Raw genomic sequence first — 26,399 nt, forward strand, 5'->3', positions numbered from 1 at the left:
TTAGAAACTATATATATCTCAAAAATTTTATATTTTTTTACACTGTTAGTGTTAGTTAGTGGTTTATTTATAATGCTAACCAGTGATAATTATGTTCGTAAAATTATTGGGCTTAGTGTAATGCAAAGTTCGGTGCTAATTTTTTACCTTATGCTTGGTAAGGTAAGTGGAGGTATTGTACCAATTGAACGTACAATACTACATAGCTATTCAAGTCCACTCCCTCAGGTATTGATGCTCACGGCTATTGTTGTTGGTTTTGCTACATTATCATTAGGTCTTAGCTTAATTTACCGTATTTCTAAGCAATTTAATACTATATCAGAAGGTGAGATTAATTTTAGTGAAACGACTAATGATCGAAGTGAATGACATTAATTAAACATTTTCCTACTTTGCAAGTATTGCTGCCATTTTTTGGAGCATTATTTTCAATACTAACTTTTCGTTATGTGCTTGCCACTCGAATTATAGCAGTTATTTCGATTGCACTAAGTTTATTTTTAAGTATTTGTGGTTTATCAGCAATTAATAAAGGTGCTGTGTCATATGATTTTGGTGATTGGCATGCCCCTATAGGTATTGAATATAAGCTAGATTATCTGAACCAACCTATAATCATCTATATTAATTGCGTATTATTATTTTTTCTAATTTTTTGTAACAAATTGCTTACAACTACCGTACTTAAATTTATTGATAACAAAAGGCAATCGTTATTTTACGCAGTTTTATTATTCGCCCATAGCGGTTATCTCGGTATATTAAGCACTAATGACCTTTTTAATCTTTATGTATTTATTGAAATATCTTCATTAAGTACCTATGCACTAATGGCGCAGGGTAATAACCCCAAGGCTGTCATCGGTGCTTTTGATTATCTGATGCTCGGTACGGTTGGGGCTACTTTGATATTAATAGCCATTGGTTTTTTATTAAGCATTACTGGCAATCTTAATATGTCAGATATTTCAATGCTGCTTCAGACAAATTATGATTACAAAATAGTCAAGCTAGCGATTAGTTTTTTTCTAATTGGTGCTATATTAAAAACAGCTTTTTTCCCTATGCATTTTTGGATGATCAGAGCCTATAGTTCAGCTGCTCCGGTTATTCTGACATATCTTGCTAGTATATCCAGTATAATTGGTATTTATATAATCTTGAGGTTCATTCATTTTACTATTGATTACAATGTGATCATTAAGTATCTATCAAATTTTATCAGACCAATAGCTTTGATAACTATTACTTTATGTACATATTTTGCTTACAGAAGTCAAAAAGTCAGAAATATTGTTATATATTCTTCGGCAGTACAAATTGGTTATATGTTTTTGCTTTTAGTTATTCCTAGAGGTGAATCACTGTTATTTCCCTTTTTGTTTGCTGATAGTCTTAACAAGATCGCTTTATTTCTGATCATTGCTTATTCTGATATTTCAAAACCGTTTAGTATGTTATGGCGTGTTTTGGTAGTTTTTAGTCTAATTTACAGTTGTGGTTTGCCAATAAGTAGTATGTTTTTCATTAAGCTTAGTATTTTTGAGTTGTTGGTTGTGGAAGATATGTGGCTAGAGTTGGTGATTGTTGTTATAAGTTCGGCTATGTCGTTACTTTATCATTATAAAATTGCCAAAAAACTATGTTGGCATCACTCTAATTATACACTATTACAGTCTAACACTAAGTATAAATATGGTGGGCTAATTTTTGTTAGTATAATGCAATTTCTCCTGCCAATATTCTTAAACCAATTACAAATATTAGGGGGACAGTAATGTACTCTTCTGTTACTCCTAGTTTTTTGATTTTATCAACTTTACTTCTAGCTATGCTAAATTTAGTTACTCCCTTTATTAGTAATAGTGATAATAATACGCGTAACTCCTTATTAATTACTATTAGCAGCTTCTTTTTTGTCAATATTTTAATTATTGATTGGTTATTCCTGAAAGGAGTAAGAGCGAATATATCAATAAATATATTCAGTAATTTTGCTATTGGGTTGCATTTAGAAGCCCTAAGCCTCATTTTCTTAACTTTACTGAGTTTCTTATGGATTTGTGCGTTAATTTACACCACCAAATATTTGGCAATTAATAATATTGATAATTCCAGTCGTTTTCTATTCTTCATTAATCTAAGTGTGTTATCTGGTGGGATGGTAGCATTATCTTCAAATCTTTTTACTATGTTTATTTTTTATGAAATATTAACATTATCAACTGCTCCAATAATTGGTCATAGTGGTGGAGATAAAGTTATGGTCGGGATCTATAAATATTTAAAAATATTGATGATCTCGGGGATATTACTATTCTTGCCAGCCTTAATAATTATTTATGCTAAAGCAGGGCATGGTGATTTTACATCACAAGGTTTTACCGAACATTATTTTTCCAGGAGTCAAATAATAATTTTATTATTAATGTTTATTTTTGGCATATCGAAGGCAGCCTTATACCCTTTGCATCAATGGTTACCAGCAGCAATGGTAGCACATTACCCAGTAAGTGCCTTACTACATGCGGTGGTAGTTGTTAAAACTGGGCTTTTTTGTATCTATAAGATTCTGATATATATTTTTGGTCTTAAATATTTACAATCTATTTTTGCTGAATTTAATTGGATTCTTTTCTTTCCTATTATCACCATATTTTATAGTTCCTTTAAAGCCTTAACTAGTGATAATATTAAGAAGATTCTAGCCTATTCTACGATTAACCAGTTAGGGATAGCTTTATTGAGTAGCTTCATGTTTACCTCAAAATCTATAGGAGCAGCTATCCTACATTTATCCTCACATTCATTCACTAAAATCTGTTTGTTTTATGGGATGGGAAGTATTTATAGCTTAAAGAAAACTAACCAAGTCTCTGACCTGATCAATGCTGGTAGAGAAATGCCAAAAACTAGCCTTATGGTACTTATTGCCAGTTTATCCTTAATAGGCATTCCTCCTTTTGGTGGTTTTATTAGTAAATTTTATATTATGTTAGCTGCTGCAGAACAAAATCAAATATTAGTTATGGTAGTACTAGCTTTAAGTACGCTGTTCTCTGCACTGTATTTAGCAAAGCTGATAATATTTATTTATAAGCCTATTGATAATAATTCTAAAATATTTTCTATAGAAAATAAATTACCTAATTCTATGCTATTGAGTTTAGTTATATGCTCGTGCATGGTGGTATTATTTTATTTTATACAGATTTTTATTAAGAAGTTTTTTGTATTTATAACTTGAATTCGTGGTGATAGAATTGATGTCATTCTCGCATATGCGGGAATCTAAAGAAATAGACAGGAAGGGTGTTTTAGACATTCTATATCTAGCACCAAAACAGGGGTGCTAAAATAACTTAACACAAATATAAAGGAATCAGATGAACATAACTTATATTTTATTAATTATTACAGTAATTATTGCATTGTTTCATAGAGATAAAAAGTTTTTATACATAAGCATCATTATAACAAATATTGTAGGATTATCTCAGGGCGTAATAAATATCGTTGGACTAACTTTGTTGTGTTGCTTTAGTATAATGACATACTTATATTTCCACCTTAATAATGTCAATAAAGTTTTAAAAATTCTATTCTTTATAGGAGTATCCTCTTTCATAGCTGGATTTGCTTTTCATTTAATACCAGGCTTCTTTAATATATTAGTTTTAAATAAAGTCCAGCTTTCTGAGTTGTCACGTCCATTTTCTATGTTTTTAAATTTTGACAAGACTATGTCTGCACTAATACTCTATTCTATAAGTAATTTTTATATTTTAGAGAAAACTATAGATGTAAAATCTTTAAAACAAACAGCTTGTTTTCTTTTACTTTGTATAGCTGGAGTTTTAATCCCTGCTTTTATTAGTGGATATGTAAAATTCGATCCGAAGATACCAAATGTGTTATTGATTTGGGCAATTAATAACTTATTCTTTGTATGTATGGCAGAGGAAGTAATTTTTCGTGGATTCTTACAGAATACCTTAAAAACTTTATTAGAACCACTTGCAGGATTTAATATTTTAGGGATAGGAGGTAAAAATGCTCATATTATTATTGCATCTTTAATATTTGGTTTAGCTCATTTTCAAGGGGGTAGCATTTATATAATATTAGCCACGATTTGTGCTTTATGTTACGGATATACTTACGATAAAACAAATAGGATCATATGTGCAATGATGGTGCATTTTGGATTAAATTTATTCCACTTAATGTTATTTAGCTATCCTGCTGCAAATATATAAGTCAGGTTAACCTATCTCTTCATCAAATTGAGGCTAAATAATGAGAAATGCATTTTATAAAACATTTTATATTATTGCAATAATATGTCCAATAGTTGTTGGTATATTATTAATTAACAACAAAGATGAGATGGTAGTTAATCTATACAATAATAGTTTTGTTATTAATTTTAGTAGTGAAAATAAGTTAATAGCACTTGCTTTTATTGTTGTAACGCTGGCTACTAACTTATATGCCATAAGTAAAAACAGAAAATTTGAGGTACTTATAGGTAGCCTATATTCAGCTAGTTCTTTGGTCTGTTTATTTGCTGGGGATTTTGTTTCGATGTTTGCTTCTCTAGAAATGATGATGATATTTGCTGCTTTGTTGATTTTTTATGGCAATTACAAAAATAGTGTTAGAGCAGCAAGACAATATTTGCTTACCCATCTTATAAGTGGTAGTCTTATTTTAATAGGGATTAGTTATATAATTACTCACACCTCTAGTTCACAAATTATTTCTCTTACCTCATTGATAGAAAATCAAGAGGCTGGTTTTATATTTTATGCTCTAATACTTTGTGGTTGTTTGATTAATGTAGCTAGCATACCTTTTTCTGGATGGATTGTTAATTGCTATCCATTTGCTTCAAGCTCAGGGATGATATATTTAACTAGCTTTACTAGTAAAATATCGATAATTATACTCCTTAAACTATTTAGTGGCTTAGAAATACTTAAATTCTTTGGATTATTAATGATTATATATGGCGGGATTTATGCTTGCCTAGAAGATAACATCAAAAGATTAGTAGGTTATCTTACTGTTTCTCAGCTTGGATTCATGCTAATTGCTATTGGTACAAAATCTCAACAAGCAAATTTAGGAATCATAGTTTTTCTTTTTGTCCATATACTGTATAAAGCTTTATTTGTCTTATACGTTGCCATATTAATAGACAAAGAAAATATAGAAAATTGTTCTGAAATAAAAGGAATTTACTCGCCCAAAAGTCATTTGTTGTTTGTTAGTTTAATAGTTAGTGTATTGTTCATTATAGCCTTGCCTCCTTTTGCTAGTTTTGTTACCAAAATTGTTGTAACCAATGCTTTGGAGCAAGATATTAATTATTATGCTATTTTCCTACTCAAGATTGTCACATGCATTGCTTTATTTTCTGTGGTTAAATACAAATCTTTGATTAGTGGTTTTTACCTTAAGTTAAATATTCTAACTAAAGTTAGTTTATTTGTCATGCTATCGTTTTTATTAGCAACTAGCTTTTGTTTAGAAGAAGGTTTGAAACTAGTATGGTCATCTTATCCTATTGAAATAATTGATACAAATTGGTTGGATTTAGTAAAACAAATGGTAATAATAGTAATAGGTATAATATTTGCCTTAGTTCTTAGTAAAACGATTTCTAGGCGTTCAACTGCCAACATAAATTTAGACTTATTTCAGTTTATTGAAAATAATATTCGTCATATTTATTTTAAATATAACTTAGTGGTGCAAGACTTTTATGATAAAATAGGAGCGGACAGCCCTATTTTTAACAGAATAGAAAAAAGTACTTTACGTAAAATGAAATCTTGGCATAATCAGTCAACTGGTTTGTTGGTAGTAATTATACTATTAATTATTTTTACCATATTATTGATTACAAGTAGTAGAGGAGAATAAAATGAAGCCACCCATAGCTAATAAGATCGATTATAGTTTTACATTGCACGGTCAAAAAATTACAGATGAGTATGCTTGGCTTAGGGATAATGAGTGGCCTAATGTTAGTAATAAAAAAATTATAGAATATTTACAGGCAGAAAATAAATATACCGAGCAATTTTTTGCACAATTACAACAAGAAAAAGATAAAATATTTGAAGAGCTAAAAGGTAGAATTAAACTGGCTGATCAGTCAACTTATGTAAAAAAAGATAGTTATTATTATTATACTAGAACTGAAGAAAATACCGAATATCCGATATATTGCCGAAAGATAGGGTCAGTGGATGCTTCGGAAGAAATTATATTAGATATCAATGTTCTTGCCAAAGATAATAAATTTACTGATGTAGGTCTAGTAGCAGTCTCTCCTGATCATACGTTAATGGCTTATAGTGTTGATTTTTCCGGTGATGAGAAATATACAATTAAAGTCTATAATTTAAAGACCAAACAATATCTACCAGATGAAATACATAACGTTAGTCGCAATATAATTTGGCATGAAGATTTGAAAGGGTTCTTTTATATGCCGATTAATGAGAATTCTCGTTGTGATAAATTAATGTTCCACTCTTTAGGGGATGTAATTTCCAATGATAAGTTAGTACATCATATAACAAATCCATTATATCAGTTAAATGCAGGCAAATCATCTAGTCGACAATATATTTTTATTGATATTTCTGGTCATAATGAAAATGAAATATATGCTATAGAAATGCGTGATCATAGCTTCCAGCCTAAACTTATTAGAGCTGCAAAGGATGGGGTTTTTTATGATGTTGAGCATAATGGTGATAATTTTTATATTAATACCAACGAGGAGGCAAAGAATTTTCGTATAGTATTAGTAAATGTACATAATTTCCAAAATGATTTATGGAAAAATAATTATATTCCAGAAGAACCGACTAAATATTTATCAAGTTTTGATATTACTAACAATTATTTGATAGTTAATTATCGTGATCAAGGATTACCAGTTATTAAAATAAAACATCTTAAAGAACAGGATGAAAAAATTATCCACTTCCCGGATGCTGCTTTTACTGCCTCAGCCATGTCTACTAATTTTGATGAAGATGATATCCGAGTAAATTATTCTTCACTTGCTAGACCGAACACCACTTATAGTTATGATTTTAATAGCGACCAACTGACAATATTGAAAGTACAAGAAATCCCAAGTGGCTTTAATCCTGAAGAATATATGGTAGAAAGGATATTTGCTGATAATGATGGGGTTAAAGTACCAGTTACCTTATTATATAAAAAATCGTTGTTTAACAAGGATGGGAAGAATCCTTTATATTTATATGGTTATGGTTCATATGGTGTTAGCATACCAGTATCTTTCCGGAATACAGCTATTTCTCTTGTAAATCGTGGATTTGTCTATGCTCTTGCCCATATTAGAGGGGGAGATGATCTCGGACATGATTGGTATAAAGCTGCCAAATTCCTCAATAAGAAAAGAACTTTCGATGACTTTATTGCGGTTAGTAAAGAGCTAATTAAAGAAAAATATACTAGTCAAGGTAATATAGTAATCTGTGGTGGAAGTGCAGGAGGGTTATTAATTGGAGCGGTAATTAATGAGCAACCACAATTATTTAAAGCAGCACTTGCCCATGTACCTTTTGTTGATGTATTAAATACCATGCTTGATGAACAATTGCCATTAACCCCCGGTGAGTTTAAAGAGTGGGGTAATCCTAAAGAATTAGACTATTTTAACTATATTAAGTCTTATTCTCCGTACGATAATATAAAGCCACAAAATTACCCAAGTCTATTTATCACTGCTGGAATCTCTGACCCTAGAGTTGGCTATTGGGAAGCGGCTAAATGGGTAGCAAAGATTCGAGCGACAAAACTCGACGATAATATATTATTGCTAAAAACTAATATGGATTCAGGGCATAAAGGTTCTTCTGGTCGTTTCGATTATCTAAAAGAAGCAGCCGATGATATAGTATTTGTATTCAGGGTTTTTGGTATAATCAATTGACTATATTAAGATTATTATTAACCAGCTATTGACTCGTATTTTTATAAATGGTAACATGAGATTTATGATTTACACAATAAATAGATCACTTAATTTAGAGGATTTACAATGACTAATAGTACAGCCCAATTTGTAGATTTTATGAAATCTTTTATGAATCCAGAAGTTTACATAAATTCCGTAAAAAACTTACCTGTTATGGATTTTTCTGCTATGTCAGATACTATCAAGAAAAGTACTAAAATACTTACTACAACAAATCAGATTGTTACTGAATCACTGCAGTCTATGATCCAAAAAAATTCAGAGGATTTTCAAAACAATGCTATGAATATGCTGAATTCTACAAAAGATGCAATAACTTCTGGAGATTTAAACCAAATAGCCGAATGTCAGCAAAAATACCTTAAGTCGACTTGCGAAACTTCAATCAATAACATTAAAGAGTTTGTCAGTATGGCATCTGATACTTCAATGAAAATGTTTGATGCCATAAATAGTATGACAGGAGAGATGACTAAGACTTGTGATAACATAAAAAACAAAGCTTAAGAATTATTAATGGGTATATTTTATAACTTAAATACGCATAAATTAAAGAGCTAACTAAAGATAGCATTACAATACAACTAACGAGAACCTTAGATTATAGAAATGTCAAAAGATAATTTAGATACTGACAGAAATACCGATAATAAATTTGTTGAAACAGAAGAAGAAAGAGAAAAACGACTGGATCGTGAAGAATCAGCTAGGAAACTAAAGGCAATTCTCTTTGTATTTATACCGCTTTTAGTTGGTTTCCTAACCTTCACTTATTTCTTTCTTAATTCAATAGAAGAAAAAAGTAAACTACTAAAAGAACAAACAAGTCAAAATATATCAACACCAAATAGCTCAGCAAAATAGGTAGATTTGGCTAAAGAAATTAGTTTATTGGTTGAAAGGGACAACATAAGGCTGTTTTAAGAAGTGATACAGGTTGCACTTTCATCTTATACTCAGCTAGAACTGCAAGAATTAAGGTCTCGCGACCTAAATATTTCAGCTGCTCCGTTACTCATGTACGCCACGCCACTCGACTTTGCTACTGCTACCTCTTTTTGAAGTTATACTATCGTCTATCAACTCTTGAAATCATAGTAGTATATAGAAGCATAGTACCCTACATTTATATAACCACTATTAAAATGGCTGCTGATCGTCTATTAGCGAGGAGTCGCGAAAAAGCGGCGACGCGGCAATCTAGGATACGCGAAGCGTTACTCTAAAAAAACAGCTTCGCTGTTTACTTGGATCGTCACGGCATCTAAAGAGCCTTGCTATGACGATTATAGAAAAATTTAGGGTACTATGATACAGAAGCACAACTAATGGTTAATTCAAAAGCTACCCCCTATTCTTCTATAGTTTAGTGCTTCAGCAATGTGTATCCTGTAAACGTTGGAAGAAGCGTCTAGATCCGCTATAGTTCTTGTAACCCGTAAGATACGGTTATAAGCACGCATGGATATACGAAATTTTGTCGCGGCTTCATTAAGTAAATCCTTACCGTCATCTACTGGCAATGCATGTTCGATAAGCAACTGTCCGTCCAAACGGTTATTTGTTTTGATATTATATCCTTCATATCTAGTTTGTTGAATATTACGAGCCATTTCGACCCTGTATGCTATCTGCCCCGACTCTTCTTCTGTATCATCTTCTATTAAATCATAGTTATATGAGTCGATAGATCCTACCTCTATATGTAGATCAAATCGATCCATGATAGGACCAGAAATTCGCATCTGATAATCGCTCCCACATTTTGGGGCTTTAGAACATGCTTTGTGAGGATCGCTTAAATAACCACATTTACAAGGATTCATTGCTGCTATTAACTGAAAGTTAGCAGGATATTTTATATGCGAATTTGCTCTAGCAATTAGTATTTCTCCGGTTTCAATTGGCTGCCTTAAAGATTCGATAACGTTAGGTGGAAATTCTGGTAATTCATCTAAAAACAACACTCCGTTATGTGCTAACGAGATCTCTCCAGGTTTTACTCTTTTACCAACCCCACCGCCGACCATCGCTGCTATCGAGCATGAGTGGTGGGGGTACGAAAAGGTCTAGCTCTTGATAGTTTCCCGTTTGCTAGCTTGCCTACAACGCTTGCTATAGTACTGCACTCCAATATTTCTTCGGGTCGCATTTTGGGTAATATACCAGGTATACATTGTGCCAACATAGATTTGCCAGTACCAGGTGGACCAAGCATTAATAGATTGTGACCACCAGAGGCTGCTATTTCTAAAGCTCGCTTAGCGGCCTTTTGTCCTTTGATATCTTTAAAATTAGGGTAATTTATTATAGTAGTGTCAATTTCTAATTCAGGTGATGATAATATTTGTGAGCCTTTAAAATGGTTAACTAACTCTATTAAATTTCCTGCTACCAAAATATTATTATTGCCAGACCATGCAGCTTCCTGACCATTAGATTTTGAACAAATTAGCCCTTTATTTCTAGCCAAAGCTCCAATAGCAGCAGGCAAAGCCCCGCTGACAGGTAGAATAGAACCATCTAGAGATAATTCGCCTATTACTAGATATTCTTGTATTTCCTCAGCTGGTAAAATTTTCATGCTGCTAAGTATAGCACAAGCAATAGCAAGGTCAAAATGACTACCTTCTTTAACCAAATCAGCTGGAGCTAAATTTATCAGTATTTTTTGAGCAGGCAAGGCAAGACCTATTGAAGAAAGTGCTGCTCTAACTCGTTCTTTAGACTCGCCAATAGTTTTATCAGCAAGTCCTACTATAGTAAAATTAGGTATCCCTGGTGATATCTGTACTTGCACATCAACATCGATAATATCTATACCGCTAAAAGTTAAACTACCAAGATGAACTATCATTTTTATAAAATAAATTTTACTAGATCAAGATTCTTGATAATTTTTGATAATTGCTGGTCGACAAAATGTTCGTCAATAACTATCTCTTTTTCTTTCGTATCACTTGCATTGAAGCTTATCTCCTCCAATAAATTTTCTAGAATAGTATGTAACCTTCTTGCTCCAATATCTTCAACTTCTAAATTAACATTTGCTGCATAAGTAGCAATTTTATCTATTGCATTATCAGTAAATTTTAATTTTACCCCTTCGGTTGCAATTAAGGCTGAATATTGTTTTATTAAACTTGATTCTGGTTCAATTAAAATTTTTATCATATCGTCCTTAGTGAGTGAGCTTAACTCTACTCTAATAGGTAGCCTTCCTTGCAATTCAGGTAATAAATCAGATGGTTTTGATAAATGAAAAGCACCTGATGCTATAAATAATATATGAGCAGTTTCTATAGGACCATGTTTTGTATTAACTGTTGTACCCTCAATAATAGGTAATAAATCTCTTTGCACTCCTTCTCTACTAATTTCTGAACTTTTTCCCTCAGATCTTGAGGTGATTTTATCTATTTCATCCAAAAATACTATACCATCATTTTGTACTAGCACTAAGGCATCTTGAGTAATTTTTTCTTGATCGATCAATTTTTCTGACTCTTCAGCAGAAATAATTAAACGAGCATCTTTAACCAGCATTTTCTTAGTTTTTGTTTTATTAGTACCGATAGCTTTGCCGATCATATCAGAAATATTTAAGACGCCCATGGCAGCTCCTGGCATACCAGGAATCTCAAAATTACTACTACCAAATAAGCCACCTGAATCTGTTATACTTATTTCAATTTCAGTATTGTCAAGTTCACCTTTTTCAAGCTTGCGACAAAATTTTTCTCTAGTTTCAGTTGATGCTGATTTGCCGACTAAAGCATCCAAAATCCTCTCTACAGTTTTTAAATGTGCATTAGCAATCACTGCTTTTTTAGCATTAGCTTTTTGTGTGTTAACAGCTATTTCCACTAAGTCTCGTATTATTGACTCAACATCTCGTCCAACATATCCTACTTCAGTGAATTTTGTTGCTTCTACTTTAAGAAATGGTGAGCCGCTAAGCTTAGCAAGTCGCCTAGCGATTTCAGTCTTACCTACGCCAGTTGGTCCTATCATTAAAATATTTTTTGGCACGATTTCTTGACGAAGTGGTTCGTCTACATTTCTACGTCTACAGCGATTCCGCAACGCTATCGCAACAGCTTTTTTAGCTTTATATTGCCCAACAATGAATCTATCAAGTTCAGCTACGATTTTAGCGGGAGTTAATCCCATAGATTTTTTTTTAAGATTAATACTCATATAACTTTAACTTTTTCTAGAATAATATTATGATTGGAGAAAACACAGATGTCAGCTGCAATATGCATTGATTTTAAAGCAATCTCTTCGGCAGTTAAGTTATTATCAAAAGACATTAAACCTTTGGCACTTGCCAGTGCATATACTCCACCAGAACCAATGGCAGCAGCATCACCATCAGGTTCAACTACATCACCATTACCAGTTAAAATTAATATATTTTTTTGATCTGCAACAATCATCATTGCTTCAAGCTTACGCAAATATTTATCACTACGCCATTCTTTTGCCAGTTCTACTGCACTTCTCAGTAATTGGTATGAATATTTTTCTAACTTTAATTCTAGTTTTTCGAATAAAGTTAGAGCATCTGCCGTAGATCCAGCAAAGCCAGCAACAATACTATTATTGTACATGGTTCTTAGTTTTTTTGCTGTGGATTTTAAAATTGTATTACCAAGGGAAACCTGACCATCAGCGGCAATTACAACCTCTCCGCCTTTTCTTAAGCAAAGTATAGTAGTCCCGTGTAATGTGACAGGACCGGACGAGTTATCTGACATAAAGAATCTTTTAAATATTGATGTTTGGCTATTTGTTTATTATTATGGTATTTAAGTAATCATTTAATATCGTAATTACAAGACTTTCCTATGAATATTTATTCAATATATGTTAATCCTCAAAAAAAAGATAATGATTTTATTCTTATCAAGCAAGGTTTTTCATTATTTGCTGCATTTTTAAGCGTGTTTTGGGCATTCTATCATAGAATGTGGTTACCACTAATAACTACTTTGATATTAAGTATTTTTATATCAAGTTTAGGTTGTACTAATTTTATTTCTGTAAGTCAACTCGCCATTATGTTGATATTTGGTTTTTTCAGCGATGATATGAGAGAATATGATTTGCAAAAAAAGAAATATCAACTTACAGACATAATATTAGCAAAATCTGAGATAGAAGCTGAATTAAAATTTTTAGAACGCTTAGTGGATGAAAAAAATGTGTTATAGTAATCTCAAATATTGACATTTGGGAGTAGATAATAAAAATGAGAGTATAATATGTATGACAAGAATAATGTTTTTGTAAAAATTATTGGTAAAGATATTCCAGCAGAGATAATATATGAAGATGATAATCTAATAGCATTTAATGATATAAATCCTGTAGCTCCAGTACATATAATAATTATACCAAAAAAGGAGTATATTGACTATAGTGATTTTATCCTTAAAGCTTCTAGCGATGAAATTAAAGATTATTTCACCAAACTAGCCTATATTGCATCGCTAGTTGGTTTAGATCAAGATGGCTATCGTTTGATTACTAATAAAGGGGTAAAGTCTGGACAGAGTGTGTTCCATTTTCATTTCCATATTATAGGGGGAAAAACTATTTCTAAGCTGATATAGTCAATTAATTTGGTTTGCTATATTCTCATTCCAAATTCGGTGAAATTATAAATTGCTTCGTCGACCTACGGTCTCCTCGCAATGACGTTTTATAGACGTATATGTCATTGCGAGCGAACGTACGTGAGCGTGGCAATCCATGAAGCTTGTAAGAATAATAAAAAAATAAATGTAAATGACAAAACAATATAATATTGCGGTAATTGGTGCGTCGGGTAATGTTGGGCGAGAAACTTTAGAAATTTTGTTTGAGAGAAATTTTCCAATTAATAATATCCACGCTATAGCTTCGAGTGAGTCTAATGGTAAAGAGGTTAGCTTTGGAGATGGCACTATAAAAATATCTGACATAGATAGTGTAGATTTTAGCAAAATAGATATTGCTTTCTTCGCAGCTGGATCAAAAATATCCATGGAATATATACCCAAGGTTGTCGAGCAAGGTTGCATAGTTATCGATAAATCGTCATTTTTCAGACTTGATTCTGATGTTCCTTTGATAGTTCCAGAAGCCAATCTAGCGAGCCTTAAAGATTATACTATTAAAAATATTATAGCTAATCCGAATTGTTGTACTGCTCCTATAGCTACTGTATTAAAGCCTTTGGATAATGCAGTAAAGATTAAGAGAATGGTGATATCGACTTATCAATCGACTTCAGGAGCAGGAAAGAGAGGAATGGATGAGCTTTACGAGCAAACTAAGGCAAAATATGTTTTTAGCGACATCACTCCTAAAATTTTCCCTAGGCAAATAGCTTTTAATTTATTTCCTTATATAGGTAGTTTTAATGAAGATGGTTCTACTAGTGAAGAATCGAAGATTTCCTTGGAATTAGAAAAAATTATAGGATCACATGCTAAATTTAGTGTAACTTGCGTAAGAGTGCCAGTGTTTGTTGGTCATTCTATTTCAGTGAATGTTGAGTTTAGTGGAGAGATAGATGCTAAAGAAATAGAAGAAATACTAAAAGAATCAGACTCTATTGTAGTTAATTCTCATTTGGATAAAACACAATATGTTTCTCCCATAGATGTTGTTGGTAAAGATCTTGTTTATGTTTCGCGAATTAGAAATGATCATAGTCAAAAAAATACCATTAATTTATGGATTACAGCAGATAATTTACGGAAAGGAGCAGCTTTAAACGCTGTACAAATTGCTGAGGAGTTGATAAAAGGATATTTGTCGAAAAAGTAATTAGGTTATATTTCAGGGTAATTTAAAAGTTACAACTAATGATAGAAAAGTTTGTTTTTTAAATGCATAAATGTCATTGCGAGGAGCCGCAAAACGGCGACATGGCAATCCAAAAGTTGCAATGGCAAAAAATAAAACAGCAAGTTGTTTATTTGGATCGCCACGCCACTTTGTGGCTCGCGATGACAACTATTCGCTTCTATAATTTAGTATTTTCTATCATTAGTTGTGATTTTTAAATTACCCTGTTATACTTCTAAGCTCTAAGTATAATAAAGAGGTTGCCATATTATTTATTTTGCGTATAGTGTAGAGTCAAATAAAAAATATTACAAATAGTATAATTTTTACTAATTAGCAGTAAAAAATATAATAGAGCCAGGAAGCCATCAGGTTCGGATAACTACTGTTATCAGGACAGGCTAATTTAATTTGTGTTAGATGATATAGATTATTAATTCAGAAAAATATAATATAACAATGGTAATATGAGAAGTAATAGTGCATTAGTATCTCAAGTAATAAATCCCCTAACTACTGCTCTTGAGAAATGCAAAATTGCGTTTTGGATAGTTTTTAGTTTTGCGTTTGTTATTAACTTGTTAATGTTGATAACACCTCTTTATTCCTTGCAAGTTCTTGATCGGGTTATAGGAAGTGGTAACTTATTTACATTAATGTGGTTGTCTATTATTATTGGTACGATCTATTTTATTTATGGGTTATTGCAAATTGCTAGATCATTCACCCTAATTAAAGTTGGTGAATGGTTGGATAAAACAATTGCTCCTGTAATTTTTGGTCACTCTATTTCAGCCTCTGCAACTCGTACTAATATGGGGGCTAGTCAGTTACTTCGTGATTTCCAAACAGTAAAAACCTTTCTAACTAGCACTGGTATTAATACTTTATTTGATGCTCCTTGGAGTGTTGTCTATATAATAGTAATTTTCTTAATTCATCCATATATTGGAATCCTTACATTAGTTGGGGCTATTATTATTGTATCTACGGCTTTCTTTAATGCAGCTGCAACTAATAAAACTCTCGGTGAAGCTACTGAATTTTCTATAAAGGGTATGACGCAAGCTGACATCGCCAATAGAAATTCAGAAGTTGTAGAAGCTATGGGCATGATGAAAAATGTTACGGCAAATTGGCATCAATTTAATATTGCTTCTTTGGAGAAGCAATCAATTGCTAGCTACCGTAATGGTGCTATTTCTAATTTTTCAAGATTTATCCGTAATGTTATGCAGATGCTGGTAACTGGTATTGGGGCTTATGTTGTTGTTAGTACTTCAGGAAGAGAGATGACTACTGGTGGTATGATTATGAGTTCCATTATAGTTGGTAGAGCTTTAGCCCCTTTTGATAACGCTATTGAGTTATGGAAAAGTATGAGCGGAGCTATAAAATCTTATAAAAATATCAATCAATTATTTGCTTCGTATAAATCAAGAGAAGAAGCAATGCCAATTCCAAATGTTGAAGGACATTTAACTGTGGAAAATATTTATTATTCGATACCAATTCCTCCACATATACCACAACCGCCAGTACCAAGATATATTTTAAAAGGAGTGTCCTTTGCGGTGCAGCCTGGTGAAATATTAGCAATTATAGGGTCTTCTGCAGCAGGTAAGTCAACTTTAGCAAAAGTTTTAGTTGGGGTATGGAAAGCATCGTCAGGGACTGTTAGGCTTGATAGTGGAGAAATTTATCGTTGGAACAGGGAAGACTTTGGTAAACATGTAGGGTATTTGCCGCAAGGAATAGAGTTATTTAGTGGTAGTATAAAGCAGAATATAGCTAGGATGACTGAAAATGCTGATCCGGAAAAAGTAATTGAGGCAGCTAAAATTGCTGGAGCTCATGAAATGATCTTAAGATTACCGGATGGCTATGATTCAGATATTGGAACAGCAGGCTCTAATCTTTCTGGTGGACAAAAACAACGGGTTGGTCTTGCTAGAGCATTTTATGGTAATCCTAAACTACTTATTTTAGATGAACCTAATGCAAATCTTGACGAAGCGGGTGAAATAGCCCTATCAAATTGCTTAAAGCAAGCAAAATCTAAGGGTATTGCTGTAGTTGTTATCTCTCATAGACCTTCTGTATTATCGGTGGTAGATAAGATTTTGGTATTACAAGAGGGGGCGGTAGCTCTTTATGGCACTCAAGAAGAAATGCAAAATCGAGTTAAACTGTTACAAAATGGTGTAATCCACATTAATGAATAAGTTTTAAATATGGAAGAAAAGTCAAATAACAATAAGCCGGCATTTACAGCGGAGCAACTTAAACAACTTTTGTCGCTACAAAATGATTTAACACACACAAAAAAAACAAAGGGAGCTATTGTATCACAAAAGGTAATAGTAAAGATTTCTAATGCCATTAAAAATACATTATATTATCTTGATCGTTTCGTCAATTTTGTTACTAAAAATAATGATGTTGATCGCAATGATGTAGTGCAAATTGCTAGATCCCCAATTCTTTTTGGGGTATATGTAATAATCTTTTTTGTATTAGTTGGAGGGGTATGGGGCAGTTTTGCTCCTCTTGATAGTGCTGCTACAGCATTGGGTGTTGTTATAACGAGTGGTAATAAGAAGACAATTAATCACCAAGAAGGTGGAATTATAGCTAATATTTTTGTTAAACAAGGTGATCAAGTTAAAGAAGGTGATAAATTAATAGAGCTAGAAGATACAAGAATTAAGTCAGCATATGAAAGTAATTTAAGCCAATATAGACATGCTTTAGCAACGGAAAGTCGTTTAATTGCTGAGAGAGATAATCAAGCTCAGATTGAATTTCCAGAATTATTAACCAAAGATATCAATTTACCTGAAGTAGCAAGGATTATACATACCCAAGAAAATTTATTTCAGTCTAAAAAAGAAGTATATAAAAGTGAAAAAAATGCCTTACATCAAAGGATCGAGCAATTAAATAAAAGAATCGAAGGTACGCAGGCTAAAAAAGTTGCAAATGTAAAAACTCTAGAGGTTGTTAAGGATCGTTTAAAGGCAATGGATACATTGCATGGAAAAGGTTTTGCCAATAAAGCCGCTTTATTAGACTTAGAAGCTAAGGAAGCACAGTACAAAAGTGAGATAGCTATGGCAGAATCTGAGATTGCATCTATTAAGCATTCGATTACAGAGTGTGAGATTAGCATTATTAACTTACAGAATAAATATACAGAGAAAACTCTGACTGAACTAAAAGAGACACAAGAGCTAGTAGCTCGTTTTAAAGAGGCATTTAATGCACATCAGGACTCTTTAAATCGAGTGGTTATTAAATCACCAGTTGATGGTATTATAAATGTATTGAACTATCATACAATAGGACAGGTGATTTCACCAAGTTATCCGATTCTAGAGATTTCTCCAACTGATGATAATTTGATAATAGAAGCAAAAGTTCCAAGCAAGAATATAGATTCAGTGCATGAAGGCTTGGTAGCAAAAATTCGCTTCAGTGCTTTTAAATCTAGAACAACGCCGTTATTTACTGGCAAAGTTGTTAAAATATCTCCTGATATTGTACAAGACAGAAATACTCCAAGCCAAGATCCTACCACTTATTATATCGCTAGAATTGAGATTGATATGGATGAGTTTAATAAGATTGCAAAAGCTAAAAAGTTAGAGTTACATCCTGGTATGCAAGCGGAAGTTCAAATTGTTACTGGCACAAGGACTCTCCTGAAATATTTACTTGATCCTATTACTGATACGATGTTTAGAGCATTTAAAGAGAAATAATACAGTTACCCCGAAAAGGTTTTAGCCAAAAACGATGTAATCCTAGTACTACAACTATAGTACTAACGTCAAAACGCTGTCATTCCCGCGTAGGCGGGAATCTAAAAAAATAACATAGAAGGTATGTTATCATAATACCCTACTTTTTTATATAACCACCATTAAAATGGCTGCTGATCGTCTATTAGCGAGGAGTCGCGAAAAAGCGGCGACCAACAATCCAAGATCAGGATACGCGAAGCGTTACTCTAAAAAAACAGCTTCGCTGTTTACCTAGATCGCCACGGCATCTAAAGAGCATTGCTATGACGATTATAGAAAAATGTAGGGTACTATGGTTAACTTGTTACATCGATAGTTGAGATTAAGTAAGTGTATTAATTTTCGGATTTGATAGTAGAGTTTTCTAACGTTTTATCAATTACCCTAGAAAGGATTTCTAAACTATATCCATTTGTTAGTATGCCATTAACAAAAAATGCGGGTGTACCAACAAAACCTTGTGAACTAGCAGCAAGGTTAGTATTGGCAAGTAATGTTTCGACAATTTTATTATCATTAAGACATTTAGCATAAGTTTCTGCGGATACTCCACCAATTTGAGCTATATTTGTTAGTAACTCACGATATCTATTACTACTACCCCATTTATCTTGTTGTGCTAGTATTACACTTTGGAATTTAAGAAAACTATCTAGATCATTTGGACAACGTGCCAAAATTGCTGCATCTAAATCTTGCTTATTACCGATAAATTCACGAATTATATAAGCAATTTTATTGGTATCAATATATTTCTTTTTAAGCTCAGGTAGAATTTTTTCATGATAATAAGCACAATGTGGGCAAGTTGGAGAAAAATACTCAACTACCACTACAGTTGCCTTAATATTACCAAGAACTATATCATTTTGGCTAACATTGAAAGTTGGTTTATAAGGCATCTGTTTCAAGCTAACGTTATCAGTAGAGTTAGTAGCAGAATCCTCTACCGTATCTAGAGGTTCTTCCGTATTAGTTGAAGCCGTACTGTCTTGAGGATTTACTATTGTATTCCATTTATCATTGGCAAGGTTGTCATTATTTTCTTCTTGTGGAGCTTTTTCCTGAGTCACTTCAGCCTTATTATCAGGTTGCTCGTTTTTATTATTAGATTTATCACTTTCTTCCGAACATGATATTAACAATAATGAAATTATAATGATAAGGATATTATGCATAAGTTTTGATATAGTTTTAAGTTAAATTAAATACTTTACTCTTCAGGATTTTATATTCCTTATGAGAAGTCCTTATAAAAATAAGGTTTTACTGATATTTAAGCAATAAAAATTTTTACTTATTCGTAACAAAATAATTAATTTATATACTATAAATATTTTTTCTAATAAATGCAAAAATACTATTAGTTAAAATAAAAATATTGTTATAATGATTTGAACCCCCTCGTAACTTTCGTGATAATTAAGTCTTATTTGCAAATAAGGTAACACAACCCAAGAAGAAGTGAAAAATATATTGGGATACCATGATGATACTGATATAATGCTTGATGGAAGCATGAAATGGGTATACATCCGTATAATTTATGTTCTGATTAGTTAATTGATTCTCCTCCCTAGATACTGAATAACACGATAAGAAAATTAATTATGAAAGATTTTAATACTAAGGTTATTAGTAAGTATGAAGAAAGATTAAAAGGCTGTTTTGTCTCTTTAAGCTCTGAATGCATCGTATCTTGTAAATATCCTAGTACTTTAAAAAGGTCTTTACGTACTTTTAATATTATAAAGATTCTACAACAGAATAGTGACTTGCTTGATTATCTTAGTCTAGATAGTCAAAAGAACTTGCTCTCTGTTCTTGAGCATTACGGACCTCTCTCTATTGAAACGTTAAAGCAACAAAAATATCAAATGGAAGAGGTAACAAAATTTGTTACCTCTCTTAATCAATTGGTTGATTGCTTAAAAAGTTCTTCCACTTTACATCATGAAGAAAATAATAAGGCACTAAAACCTGTAATGGATTTAGCTAGAAACTTTGTACAACATTGTTGTATATTAATAACTGAAGATGTTAAAAATCAAGATGTTATAAATAATCTACAGGCAACTGCAATTGTTTTGAATTTAGATAATTTATCGCTTGAGCAACAAAATCTACTTTTAGATCAATTGTTGCTCATTAAAGAATTATGGCAGATTGATTCTACTATTGACATAAAGAAAGAATCTGTTCCATTGTTATTTCATGCCAATATATTATTAACACTGAAAGAAGAGAACACAGTAGAGAATACAGTAGATTATGGATACATTTTAAAAAAAATTACTAATTTTTTAATAAATGATCACAATGTATTGATGGAGTTAACCAATGCTAAGTTAATTTGCTTATATAATAGGCTAAAAGATTTATCTATTAAATCTCAGACCATAAACCATATTTTGCTAAGAATACATGATGAATCAAAATTTAGGAAGAGTTTCAGTAAACTTAATAATTCAGGGTATGAGCTTTCAGTATTATTTGAAAATTATAATGCAATAATACATCAGATAGAAAATGCAGAGTTCGCTATAATAGAAAGATTCTTACTCCGGCAAAATGTCTTTATGCATGAAATTTTAATTAATATTACAAAGCATATAGATGCTATCAGGATGCTCAATATAACAGAAGATTCTGATCTGAATTATATACTAGCTCAGATTAGAAAAAGGTTAACTCAAAATATCCAAAGTGGTCATACTATTTCTTTAATGATTTCTTCTATTGAGTCTAAATTTTCTGCAAAACTTGAAGTTAAAATTATTAAACGATATGCTTCTTTAGATAGTTTTACTAAAAATGCTTTAAAAACTAGGTATCAGTTGTTATTTAAAAATATTACTTCATTATTAAAAAAAGAGCTAAATTATGCAGAGTTTGTACAACAGGTAATAACATGTAAAATTGCAGCTGATTATAAGATAAATAGCAATGTTACTTCAGTTAAAACGTTAAGACTAATTGAACAAGAAAGGTTAGAAGTAAAAAAACAATTATGTGAAATAAATTTTGTAGAAATTTTTAGTGACAAATATTTAAATAAAACATCTAGTTTAAGTTTTAAAAAACATGTCAGGAAAACTAATATAACAACTCCTGCAGGTTATGTTATGGTAATTATTAGAATATTACTAACAAATTTTAGTGTTGAACAGCTTCAACTTTTATCACAATTTTTAATGAATGGTAATCTAACTACAATTCGAACAATCGTTCAACAAGAGTTGGTTGTGCAAGTTAAAAAACGCACCACTATAAGTAAGGTAATATATTATGTATTTACTAGAAAGAAAAATGAACTTATCATGCTCAATAATATCAAGAGAATTCTAAATAAATATACTAACCTCAATTAGATATAAGAATCCTTTTTTAGGAGGGCATTTCTCCTTATATTAAAGCCAATTCAGAAGAATTTGATGCTAGGATGGAGCGAAGCCTATAGATAACCCCAGTTGCCAATTAATTTTGTATATCAAAAAGTTCTATAGGAAGCAAAGTTTTGATAGAAGGTTTGTTTTCTATAGAACTTTTTGATATACAAAATTAATTGGCAACTGGGGTTAAGTAGTAATTTGGCACATCCCATTCTTTATCTAATACTGCCAACCAATCTGTGACATAAGGAAAACCTTCTGATGGCAAAGGTGCATAGTGTAATCTTTTCATTACATTACATGCTATTTTAATAGCCTCGTAATCTTTTACAGGAAAATAGGATTTTAATGATATATTAGAAATAGCCTGCTCAACTAGCAGTAAGCCGGTGCTTTCAGCTAAAACCTTCACACCTCCAAATTTAGAAAAAACTTTTAAAGCTGTTGATTCTCTCTTAAGATCATCAATGTCTAGCCCTAACTTTAAGATAATTGGCTGATAACCTTGGAAGCCTGCTAGGACATAATGGTAACTCAAGTTCTTAACTGGATTTAAGCTAGATAAACCGTACTCCTTAGACAATTTTTGGCAAATCATCTAACCAAACCTTACCTTGAACACCATAGATATTAGTAATGTTAGTTTCAAATGTTTTCATGATGACCTCAGAAAAATGCATTCTTGAAGCGGCTGGCACAAATGCATTTTAATCTATTATTAGCAAATGAAATATTTAACAATTATGCGTCAAACCGCTTTAAGCCTGATTGTTTACATTCTCATTCCAATTTCGGATTAATGAAATTAATCCGAAATTGATGTTGATGATAAATTTGTATTTTTTTATGCTAGATCAAATTAACTATTTGCTATAATATTATAGGTAATTCTAACTTAAAACTTATAAAATTGATATTATGGGAATGAGCTTCAGCCACTTATTAGTGATCTTATTAATCATCTTAGTGTTGTTTGGAGCTGGTAAGTTGCCTCAAGTAATGTCAGATCTTGCAAAAGGTCTTAAAGCTTTCAAGGAAGGAATGAAAGACATTGATAAGAAAAAAGATGAATAACCTGTTTTGCTAGGTGATGTGAAGATTTCTATCTAATAGTCTTGATCGTTATTTTCGTTCTCGAATCCGTAACACCCCAATTCGGGATAAGAATTAGTTAATTTTTATCCCGAATTGGCTTTAATATGACAATTTGAAATCTAGAGAACCTCGGTTCGAGCGTTCGCACCGAAGGATCTCACTTGCCTAAGATGACGCCGCTGACTTAAACCAAGCACTAGTGTACCGAAGCGGGAATGACATTACCTTGACAGCAAGGGATAATTATATTCATTCACTTACTATTATCGCAGCTCGCTCAAATTTATTTTCTAAGTTGCTTTTAAGGTTTTTATATTGAGGAGTTTTTAACTCTTCATTGGTAATCAAACTTTTTTTTATCGATATTATATCTGTAAATTCAGTATCTTTATTTTGATATTTACATGATCTATTGACATATATCCACGGAGTATCAACTTCAAAGTTTAATTTATTACAATCTTTAATTGTAATATTTTTTATAATTATATGTCTTGTGTTAGTGTTAGGTATACCTATAAAAAGGTCTGATATTTGGTCAAAAGCCGTATTTGTAATATTTTCCATCCCATATAATCTTAACCTTAAACCAAACCCTTTATTGGTTTTAAAAATTCGGTTTTTTTGCTGATATGCGTACTTAATTGTAAGATCCTTAACAATACGAGAAGTAAGATCAGGTAATTTTAACAATTTCTTGTCTTCTTTATCAAGATATACTCCTGTTAACATGTGGAAAGTAAAATCCCTTAGCTGTTCATTTGATTGATATAACCCAGCACCTGTTATATTTACTGCTACTTCTCCTTTCAAATCAAGCTGACCATGCACATCTACAATATTATCTCTTATTACCAACTCATTGTGTATTATAGCTTGTGAATTTTGATGATCTATTTCAGGAATTTTGGTATAACCTGCTTGTTGAAGATCTAATACCAAGGCTAACTTACCTGCAACATCCGGAAAAATTCCTTGTGCCATACTGACAAAGTTTGTTGGGTCAATCCAATATATTTTTCCATTTTTATTAGCTACTTTAAGCATCACATGATTAAAATTTCCTATAGTAGGTAGTGCTTTTGGATTAGAAAAATTAGTAATACCTCGCATTACTAAAATGGGTTGAACCTTAAACCCAAGCTTTTGCAAGATAGCAGCAGTACTTGCAGAAAAATCTTTGCAATCACCAATTTGAGAAGTAGCAATCTTTTCTAAATCTCTAGGAAAATACCGACCTGATACTGTTCGCCAATCACCCATATATTGGATTTTTTCAGCTAATGAAGAAGTAACAAAATTAATTTTTTCTTCATCGGTATTTTTATTTAGAGCAGATTCTGCTATACTCATGAGAGTTGTAGGAAGTGGTTGATTGATTACCTTAGAATAGTCAGGAGCTAGTTGTTTGGCAAAATCTTGCCATTTAGTTAAGCTTGATAAAGATACCCAAGTTTGGTGCTTAACATTTAATATACCCTCGCTTGATTCATTGGTCAATTGATTATAAACAGGTTTCTCTAGGATAATCTCTGCCGAATGAAAGTCACTTTCAGCATCAGTAATAACTTTTAATACACCTTTTGGGTCATTTACCTTGATATTTAGGGGCAATTTAGAATTAATCTTAGTACTACTTGCTTGCAAGTAACCTTCCTTACCATAGAATATGGTAGCACCATAAAAATTATCTATAGCAACTTTTGTTTCAACATACTTATATTTTAAGTATATTTCTGCACCAAGTTCCACTTTAGGAAATGAGATAGTTATCTGATTTAGTTGATCAAAACCTTGTCCAAAACTAGCTAGCGGTTTATCCTCAATCATATCTTTAGAAACTACATATTCTTGCCCATTATAAATAGTCTTGGCTTCTAATATAGAGATTTGGGAACTATAGTTATTATAAGTTAATCTATATGGAGAGAAATCACTACGTCCTGATTCTTTTAGTATTTTTGCGTGCATTTCTATTATTTCTTCAGAAGTGCCATCTTGATTAATACTAATATCGTTGTTATAAAATTTAATTTCAACAGGAGCATCTTCATACTTACTCCATCTCCCTTGAGCGGAGTAGTTTATTAAAAATACCAATAATATTAAACGAAGACAAAATTTTAAATAAGTCATTATAAATAATCCTAAAAATAAAAAAATACCCCTTAGTTATACTCAAATGATTTGAAGAATTGGATTTGAAAATGAATGGTGAGCATGCTAGGTGTACATATAGTACATGAGCATGCGAATCCATGATATTTTCAAAAAACAATTCTTTAAAGCAGAAGAATATACCAGCATTATAAGGTATTATAAACTAAAAAATAGAGACCACTAAGTAAAAATGATCTTTTTTCTTGGAGGTATATAAATAATTTTATCTTGATCATCTATAGTAACGTCATGATGCATCTTTTCCATGACACCAATAAAATAATTACCATGTGGCATTAGTTTTACTATTGCCCAACCGTCGATAATAAATTGAGTAATTTTATCTAAATCAGATTTGTTTTCAGCGAAAGATATAATTTTTTGATGGGGTTTTACCCTTGTCATAATCTTATTTTTTATTAATTTTAATTTCTTATTACTAAATCTTTTGATTAGTACGGCTGTAACAATAATTGCATCGAAACTGTGTTAGCTTTATTAGAGGGAAAGTGTATACTCAAATGATTTGAAAAATTGGATTTGAAAATGAATGGTGAGAAGGCGTAGCGTACATCTAGTATAGTTACGCATGCGAATCCATGATATTTTCAAAAAACAATTCGTAGGAGCAGAAGAGTATATGTATTTTTTGAAATACACTAACATTATCCCAAAAGTTAACTGATTTGATTGACCTTTCTTTTTCTTACATAATAATTAGAACCTCTAATGATAAATTTCAAATACATTGAATTAGGTGGTAAAAACATAGCAGTAGTTTTTACCATCAACTGTTACAATCAACTGATTTTATCAATTATCTTTCCACCTAATTCAATGTATTTAACTATATTGCATTTTTATCTGTTCCTAGAATTCACAGTTCGGCATCACGGTGTCAGTATCTTTTAACACCAATCTATCCTAGATAACTAATTATTGCAACATTTTCTTTTATTTTAAATACATAATAATTGATAAATTCTTATCCCTAATTCGCGTATAATGTGTATACATTATGGTGTATACATTGCTTTTCAGTACTTCAAGTGGCGGCAAAACAACTCA

Annotated in this window: 21 protein-coding genes and 1 pseudogene; 15 read left to right on the plus strand and 7 right to left on the minus strand. The window is 31.7% G+C overall.

Going from position 1 to position 26,399, the window contains the following annotated elements; all coding sequences use genetic code 11:
* The first annotated feature begins 15 nt into the window (after positions 1 to 15).
* The 8 genes from AAGD19_RS06920 (at position 16) to AAGD19_RS06955 (ending at position 8,899) form a co-directional block, all read left to right on the plus strand.
* Positions 16 to 372 (plus strand): Na+/H+ antiporter subunit C, encoded by a 357-nt coding sequence (locus AAGD19_RS06920; RefSeq protein WP_341748493.1) that lies wholly within the window; start codon positions 16 to 18, stop codon positions 370 to 372.
* Positions 369 to 1,781, plus strand: coding sequence for a proton-conducting transporter membrane subunit (locus AAGD19_RS06925; RefSeq protein WP_341747702.1), 1,413 nt, complete (start codon positions 369 to 371; stop codon positions 1,779 to 1,781). Before AAGD19_RS06920 ends, AAGD19_RS06925 begins: the two co-directional genes overlap by 4 nt.
* Positions 1,781 to 3,250, plus strand: coding sequence for a proton-conducting transporter membrane subunit (locus AAGD19_RS06930; RefSeq protein WP_341747703.1), 1,470 nt, complete (start codon positions 1,781 to 1,783; stop codon positions 3,248 to 3,250). Before AAGD19_RS06925 ends, AAGD19_RS06930 begins: the two co-directional genes overlap by 1 nt.
* Before the next feature lie 139 nt (positions 3,251 to 3,389).
* A complete protein-coding gene (locus AAGD19_RS06935; protein ID WP_341747704.1) occupies positions 3,390 to 4,262 on the plus strand; it encodes a type II CAAX endopeptidase family protein in 873 nt (290 codons plus the stop codon).
* A gap of 40 nt (positions 4,263 to 4,302) precedes the next feature.
* Positions 4,303 to 5,934 carry a proton-conducting transporter membrane subunit gene (locus tag AAGD19_RS06940; RefSeq protein ID WP_341747705.1) on the plus strand — a complete coding sequence of 544 codons (1,632 nt, stop codon included), beginning with the start codon at positions 4,303 to 4,305 and terminating at the stop codon, positions 5,932 to 5,934.
* A gap of 1 nt (position 5,935) precedes the next feature.
* Positions 5,936 to 7,990, plus strand: coding sequence for a S9 family peptidase (locus tag AAGD19_RS06945; RefSeq protein WP_341747706.1), 2,055 nt, complete (start codon positions 5,936 to 5,938; stop codon positions 7,988 to 7,990).
* A 108-nt stretch (positions 7,991 to 8,098) separates the two neighbouring features.
* The gene (locus AAGD19_RS06950; protein WP_341747707.1) at positions 8,099 to 8,542 is read left to right on the plus strand and encodes a phasin family protein; all 444 of its coding nucleotides are present in this window, start codon (positions 8,099 to 8,101) and stop codon (positions 8,540 to 8,542) included.
* A gap of 102 nt (positions 8,543 to 8,644) precedes the next feature.
* Entirely contained in the window at positions 8,645 to 8,899 is a 255-nt protein-coding gene (locus AAGD19_RS06955) for a hypothetical protein (RefSeq protein ID WP_341747708.1), read from the plus strand.
* A 473-nt stretch (positions 8,900 to 9,372) separates the two neighbouring features.
* Here AAGD19_RS06955 and AAGD19_RS06960 read toward each other — a convergent pair.
* The 3 genes and pseudogenes from AAGD19_RS06960 to hslV all read right to left on the minus strand — a co-directional run bounded on the left by AAGD19_RS06960 (position 9,373) and on the right by hslV (position 12,798).
* Positions 9,373 to 10,892, minus strand: a pseudogene (locus AAGD19_RS06960) (YifB family Mg chelatase-like AAA ATPase).
* A gap of 2 nt (positions 10,893 to 10,894) precedes the next feature.
* Positions 10,895 to 12,235: an ATP-dependent protease ATPase subunit HslU gene (gene hslU, locus AAGD19_RS06965; RefSeq protein ID WP_341747709.1), complete on the minus strand. Its 1,341-nt coding sequence runs from the start codon at positions 12,233 to 12,235 to the stop codon at positions 10,895 to 10,897.
* On the minus strand, positions 12,232 to 12,798 hold the full coding sequence (gene hslV / locus AAGD19_RS06970; RefSeq protein ID WP_341747710.1) for an ATP-dependent protease subunit HslV: 567 nt from the start codon (positions 12,796 to 12,798) through the stop codon (positions 12,232 to 12,234). The genes hslU and hslV overlap by 4 nt, the downstream gene beginning before the upstream one ends.
* A gap of 90 nt (positions 12,799 to 12,888) precedes the next feature.
* On the opposite strand from hslV, the gene AAGD19_RS06975 reads away from it, so the two are divergent.
* From AAGD19_RS06975 to AAGD19_RS06995, 5 genes are all read left to right on the plus strand, one after another.
* Positions 12,889 to 13,254 (plus strand): DUF2628 domain-containing protein, encoded by a 366-nt coding sequence (locus AAGD19_RS06975; RefSeq protein WP_341747711.1) that lies wholly within the window; start codon positions 12,889 to 12,891, stop codon positions 13,252 to 13,254.
* A 51-nt stretch (positions 13,255 to 13,305) separates the two neighbouring features.
* Positions 13,306 to 13,656, plus strand: a complete 351-nt coding sequence (locus AAGD19_RS06980) for an HIT domain-containing protein (RefSeq protein WP_341747712.1) — start codon at positions 13,306 to 13,308, stop codon at positions 13,654 to 13,656.
* Between the two features lie 175 nt (positions 13,657 to 13,831).
* Positions 13,832 to 14,857, plus strand: a complete 1,026-nt coding sequence (gene asd / locus AAGD19_RS06985; RefSeq protein WP_341747713.1) for an aspartate-semialdehyde dehydrogenase — start codon at positions 13,832 to 13,834, stop codon at positions 14,855 to 14,857.
* 488 nt (positions 14,858 to 15,345) lie between these two features.
* On the plus strand, positions 15,346 to 17,103 hold the full coding sequence (locus AAGD19_RS06990; protein WP_341747714.1) for a type I secretion system permease/ATPase: 1,758 nt from the start codon (positions 15,346 to 15,348) through the stop codon (positions 17,101 to 17,103).
* A 9-nt stretch (positions 17,104 to 17,112) separates the two neighbouring features.
* Positions 17,113 to 18,642 (plus strand): HlyD family type I secretion periplasmic adaptor subunit, encoded by a 1,530-nt coding sequence (locus tag AAGD19_RS06995; RefSeq protein WP_341747715.1) that lies wholly within the window; start codon positions 17,113 to 17,115, stop codon positions 18,640 to 18,642.
* Between the two features lie 377 nt (positions 18,643 to 19,019).
* Here AAGD19_RS06995 and AAGD19_RS07000 read toward each other — a convergent pair whose 3' ends face one another.
* The gene (locus tag AAGD19_RS07000; protein WP_341747716.1) at positions 19,020 to 19,862 is read right to left on the minus strand and encodes a DsbA family protein; all 843 of its coding nucleotides are present in this window, start codon (positions 19,860 to 19,862) and stop codon (positions 19,020 to 19,022) included.
* A 432-nt stretch (positions 19,863 to 20,294) separates the two neighbouring features.
* Between AAGD19_RS07000 and AAGD19_RS07005 the strand changes: the two genes are divergently transcribed.
* Positions 20,295 to 22,055, plus strand: a complete 1,761-nt coding sequence (locus AAGD19_RS07005; protein WP_341747717.1) for a hypothetical protein — start codon at positions 20,295 to 20,297, stop codon at positions 22,053 to 22,055.
* 190 nt (positions 22,056 to 22,245) lie between these two features.
* Here the strand turns inward: AAGD19_RS07005 and AAGD19_RS07010 are convergent, their stop codons facing one another.
* The gene (locus tag AAGD19_RS07010; protein ID WP_341747718.1) at positions 22,246 to 22,674 is read right to left on the minus strand and encodes an aminoglycoside phosphotransferase family protein; all 429 of its coding nucleotides are present in this window, start codon (positions 22,672 to 22,674) and stop codon (positions 22,246 to 22,248) included.
* A 320-nt stretch (positions 22,675 to 22,994) separates the two neighbouring features.
* On the opposite strand from AAGD19_RS07010, the gene AAGD19_RS07015 reads away from it, so the two are divergent.
* Positions 22,995 to 23,150, plus strand: coding sequence for a Sec-independent protein translocase subunit TatA (locus AAGD19_RS07015; RefSeq protein WP_341747719.1), 156 nt, complete (start codon positions 22,995 to 22,997; stop codon positions 23,148 to 23,150).
* A 270-nt stretch (positions 23,151 to 23,420) separates the two neighbouring features.
* Here AAGD19_RS07015 and AAGD19_RS07020 read toward each other — a convergent pair whose 3' ends face one another.
* Both AAGD19_RS07020 and AAGD19_RS07025 read right to left on the minus strand, forming a co-directional pair.
* Positions 23,421 to 25,307: a DUF3857 domain-containing protein gene (locus AAGD19_RS07020; protein ID WP_341747720.1), complete on the minus strand. Its 1,887-nt coding sequence runs from the start codon at positions 25,305 to 25,307 to the stop codon at positions 23,421 to 23,423.
* A 204-nt stretch (positions 25,308 to 25,511) separates the two neighbouring features.
* Entirely contained in the window at positions 25,512 to 25,736 is a 225-nt protein-coding gene (locus tag AAGD19_RS07025) for a DUF2674 domain-containing protein (RefSeq protein ID WP_341747721.1), read from the minus strand.
* Positions 25,737 to 26,399: the final 663 nt, after the last annotated feature.

Source organism: Candidatus Tisiphia endosymbiont of Dascillus cervinus (assembly GCF_964026405.1).
Classification (GTDB): Bacteria; Pseudomonadota; Alphaproteobacteria; order Rickettsiales; family Rickettsiaceae; genus Tisiphia.